At 72.8% G+C, this 4,365-nt stretch carries 5 protein-coding genes; 3 read left to right on the plus strand and 2 right to left on the minus strand.

The window, feature by feature from the left end; translation table 11 throughout:
* A partial coding sequence (locus tag HW577_RS21375; RefSeq protein WP_198378141.1) for an efflux RND transporter periplasmic adaptor subunit occupies positions 1 to 447 on the minus strand: 447 nt, incomplete at its 3' end.
* 100 nt (positions 448 to 547) lie between these two features.
* Between HW577_RS21375 and HW577_RS21380 the strand changes: the two genes are divergently transcribed.
* From HW577_RS21380 to ltnD, 3 genes are all read left to right on the plus strand, one after another.
* Positions 548 to 1,489 (plus strand): ketopantoate reductase family protein, encoded by a 942-nt coding sequence (locus tag HW577_RS21380; RefSeq protein ID WP_198378142.1) that lies wholly within the window; start codon positions 548 to 550, stop codon positions 1,487 to 1,489.
* Between the two features lie 111 nt (positions 1,490 to 1,600).
* The gene (locus tag HW577_RS21385; protein ID WP_198378143.1) at positions 1,601 to 2,053 is read left to right on the plus strand and encodes a MarR family winged helix-turn-helix transcriptional regulator; all 453 of its coding nucleotides are present in this window, start codon (positions 1,601 to 1,603) and stop codon (positions 2,051 to 2,053) included.
* 148 nt (positions 2,054 to 2,201) lie between these two features.
* On the plus strand, positions 2,202 to 3,092 hold the full coding sequence (gene ltnD / locus HW577_RS21390) for an L-threonate dehydrogenase (protein WP_198378144.1): 891 nt from the start codon (positions 2,202 to 2,204) through the stop codon (positions 3,090 to 3,092).
* On the opposite strand, the gene HW577_RS21395 is transcribed toward ltnD, so the two are convergent.
* Positions 3,093 to 4,365 (minus strand): amidase (locus HW577_RS21395; protein ID WP_198378145.1); only part of this gene is annotated, 1,273 nt, incomplete at its 5' end.

Here is a 4,365-nt window from a genome sequence, read left to right on the forward strand (position 1 = left end):
CGACGCGCGCGTGCGCCGGGCGCTGTCCATCGCCATTAACCGGGAGGCGATCGTCGCGCGCACGCTGCAGGGCCAGGCGCGGGCGACGGCGACCTGCGCGGCGGCGGCATGGACATCGGCCTCGGCCGCCGCGCGGCGCGCCTCAATGGTGGCGGTGTCGAGCCGCGCGATCGGCTGGTCGGCGGCGACGCGCGTGTTGAAGTCGGCGAACAATTCCCGGATCTGGCCGGAGAGCTGGCTGCCCACCTGCACGAGCGTCACGGGGTTCACCGTGCCCGTCGCAGCGACGACGGCTGTGATGGCGCCGCGATCGGCCTGCGCGGTGCGCAGGCGCGGCGGCGTTCCGTTGGCGCCATCGGTGGCGGTGGACAGCCCCGGCATGCCCGCCCACCACCACCCGGCGGCGAGCACGGCAAGCAAGCCGGCCGCGGCGAGGGTCTTGCGCATGGGGAACAGTCTAGCGCGTTCCGTGCAACGCGCATGTGTCCGACTTTCACGAAGCGGCGCGGGCCGGTAGCGTCGCGCCCTGTTGGGGAAGGAGACGCCGATGCGCGTGCTGGTCCTGGGCGCGGGCGCGCTCGGCGGATATTTCGGGGGGCGGCTGGTCGAGGCGGGATCGGCGGAGGTCGCCTTCCTCGTCCGCCCCGCGCGGCGGGACGCGCTGGCCCGCGACGGCCTTGCCATCAACAGCCCCTTCGGCGCCTGGCGCGGCGCGGTCAGCGCGATCACGGCGGAGGAAGCGCGGCCGGGCTGGGACGTGATCCTGCTGTCGTGCAAGGCCTATGACCTCGAGGCCGCCATCGCGGCGATCCGCCCGGCGGTCGATGCGCGCACCGCGATCCTGCCGGTGCTGAACGGGCTGTCGCATCTCGCGGCTCTCGATGCCGCCTTCGGCCCGGCGCGCGTGCTGGGTGGGCTGGCCAAGATCCAGGCAGCGCTCGCCCCGGATGGCACGGTACGGCAGTTCAACGACTGGCGCTGGATCACCTTCGGCGAACGCGACGGCGCCATGTCCGACCGCGTGCGCGCGATCGAAGCGGCCTTCGCGCCGACGAAGGGCGTCGTCGCCACCGCCGTGCCCGACGTGATGATGCGGATGTGGGAGAAGATCGTGCATCTCGGCACCGCGGCGATCGGCACGGTGCTGATGCGCGCCAATGTGGGCGAGATCGCGCGCGCGGGCGGCACGCCCTTCCTGCACCGGATGCTGGACCGCAACGCGGCGATCGCGGCGGCGGCGGGATATCCGATGCGCGAGGCCTTCCTGTCCGAGTTCCGCACGGTCTTCGCCGACACCGCGGCCGCCTACAGCACCTCGATGCTGCGCGACCTAGAAGCGGGCGGGCGGACGGAGGCGGAGCACATCCTGGGCTTCCTGCTTGACCGCGCGCGCGCGGCCGGCGTGCCGGAGGAGATCCACGAGGCCACGCTGCTGCATGCGCGGGCCTATGACCAGCGGCGGGCCGCGGGGCGCCTGCCGCGGGCCTGAGCAAACCAGGAAGTTGCAACGAAACATCAGGGCTGCAGCATGTGCACGTAACGCAAGACTTTCGCGTGCCGGCTTGTCTAGTCTGGCGGCTCACTCGTCGGGTGGCAGGCCATGGACTCGCAGAACGCCGCGCCGCGCTTCGTCGATGACTATCTGCTTTCGCTGCTCGCGCGCGCATCCTTTGTCGTCTCCTCGGAATTCCACGACCGATTGCGCGCGCGCGGCGTGTCCGTGCCGGTCTGGCGCGTGCTCGCCACGCTGTCCGGCGGGCCGGAGACGGTGACCGCGCTGGCCGAAGCCTGCCTGCTGCAGCAGCCGACCATGACCAAGGTGCTCGACCGGATGGAGCGCGATGGCGTGGTGAAGCGCCAGCAGGATGCGCGCGACCGGCGCCTGGTGCGCGTGCACCTGGCCCCGAAGGGGGAGGCGATGCTGGGCGACCTGCTCGCCGCGGCCCGCGCGCATGAGGCCGAGGTGCTCGCCCGCCACCCGGACGCCGCGGCGATCAAGGACCTGCTGCGCGCGCTGATCGCGCGCCAGGGCAGCAAGCGGCGGGGGCGCTGACCTTCGTGCCGCCGATGCATGTGCTGCAGCGGATCGTGCTCGTCCTGATGGTCGTGATGGCGGTGATCCAGATCGGGATGCTGGTCGCGCGTTGACGCGCGGCCCCCGCGCGGCCAGCGTGCCGGCCGCATCCAGGGGGGGCTTGGGCATGAAGGTCGGCGTCATCGGTCTGGGCAGCATGGGCATGGGCGCGGCGCTGAGCCTGCTGCGCGCCGGCCATGAGGTGACGGGCTGCGACATGCGGGAGGCCGCGCGGGCGGAATTCGCCACCGCCGGCGGCGCCGTCGCGGCGACCACGGCGGATTTGCCGCAGGGGCTTGAGGCACTGGTCGTGCTGGTGGTCAACGCCCAGCAGACCGAGGCCGCGCTGTTCGGCGAGGGCGGGGCGGCCGAACGCCTCGCCCCCGGCGCCGTCATCGTCAGTTCCGCCACCATGGGCCCGGACGCGGCGCGCGCGCTGGCGGACAAGGCCGCCGAGCGGCAGTTGCTGTTCCTCGACGCGCCGGTCTCCGGCGGCGCGGTGAAGGCGCGGGACGGCGCGATGACGGTCATGGCCTCGGGCTCCGCCGCCGCCTTCGGCAAGGCTGCGCCGGTGCTCGACGCGGTCGCGGCGAAGGTGTGGAACCTCGGCGAGGAACCGGGCATCGGCGCGACGGTGAAGGTGGTGCACCAGCTTCTGGCCGGCGTGCACATCGCCGTGGCGGCGGAGGCGATGGCGCTCGGCATCCGCGCCGGCGCCGATCCGCGCCAGCTCTATGACGTGGTGACGAGTGCCGCCGGCAATTCCTGGATGTTCGAGAACCGCATGGCCCGCGTGCTCGATGGCGACGACGCGCCGCGCAGCGCGGTCGACATCTTCGTGAAGGACCTGGGCCTGGTGGCCGACATGGCGCGGGGGCTGAACTTCCCCGTGCCCATCGCATCGACCGCGCAGCAATTGTTCACCGCGGCGCGGGCGATGGGCCAGGGCGGCAAGGACGACGGCTTCGTCATCCGGGTGTGGCAGGCGATGACGGGGATCAAGCTGCCGGGGGAATGATCACGCCGCCAGCGCCGCCTCCACCGCCGCGGCCACGCGGAACAGATGCGCGTCGGCCATGTGCGCGCCGGTCAGCATCAGCCCGACCGGGGCTTCCCCTTCCGCCTGGCAGGGCAGGCTGATCGAGCAGCGGTCGAGGAAATTGCCGACGCTGGTGTTGCGCAGCAGCGCCATGTTGATGCGGTTGTAGTCCTTCTCCTCCTCCACCTCGGCGATGGCGGGCGGGATGATGGGGCAGGTCGGGCAGATCACTGCGTCGAAGGGCGCGGTGCGCGCGGCCGTGGCGGCGATGATGCGCGCGCGCGCCTGGACCAGTTCGACATAGTCGGCGGCGGTCATGCGTTCCCCGCGCTGGATGCGCTTGAGGATGCGCGGGTCGTAGGTGTCGGACTTCGCCGCGATCAGCCAGCGATGCCAGGACCAGGCCTCGCTCGCCGCGAAGCCGCCGGCCGCGTTCACCGTCGGGATCTCGGCGAGCTCCGGCAGGTCGAATTCGATGATCTGCGCGCCGGCGGCCGACAGCCGCGTCAGGCTGCGCCCGAACACCGCCGCGACCGTGCCGTCCATGCCATCCGTCAGGAAGGTGCCGCGTGGCAGGCCGAGCCGCAGGCCCTTCAGCGGCAACGGCACCGGCGCGACCGGATCCTCCTCCCCCGCCATGATCGCGTCCACGATGGCGCAATCGGCGACGCTGCGCGCGAGTGGCCCGGCGGAATCGAGCGAGGGGGCGAGCGGCAGGATGCCCTCGATCGGCACGCGCTTCGCGGTCGGCTTCCAGCCCACCACGCCGCAGAGGGCCGCCGGAATGCGGCAGGACCCGCCCGTGTCGGTGCCGAGTGCGGCGAAGCCCATCCCATCCGCCGCCGCGACGCCGGCGCCGGAGGAGGAGCCGCCCGGCAGCCGCCCCGTCGCGCGGTCCCAGGGGCTTTTCGGCGTGCCGAAATGCGGGTTCACGCCAAGCCCCGAGAAGGCGAATTCCACCTGGTTGGTGCGGCCGAGGATGACGAAGCCCGCGCGGACCAGCCGCTGCACCGTGGGCGCGCTGCGCCTGGCCACGGGCGCGCCCTTCAGCGCAACGGAACCCGAGGCCGTGGTGAAGCCGGCCTCGTCATAGAGATCCTTCACGCTGATCGGGATGCCGGCATAGGCCGAGGGCGCGCGGCCGGCGGCGCGCAGCGCGTCCATCGCCGCGGCCGAGGCGCGCGCGGTGTCCGCATGCACGGTGACGAAGGCGGCGGGGGCTTCCGCCGCGGGATCCGGGGTCGGAAGAGGA

The organism is Neoroseomonas rubea (genome assembly GCF_016106015.1).
Lineage (GTDB): Bacteria > Pseudomonadota > Alphaproteobacteria > Acetobacterales > Acetobacteraceae > Neoroseomonas > Neoroseomonas rubea.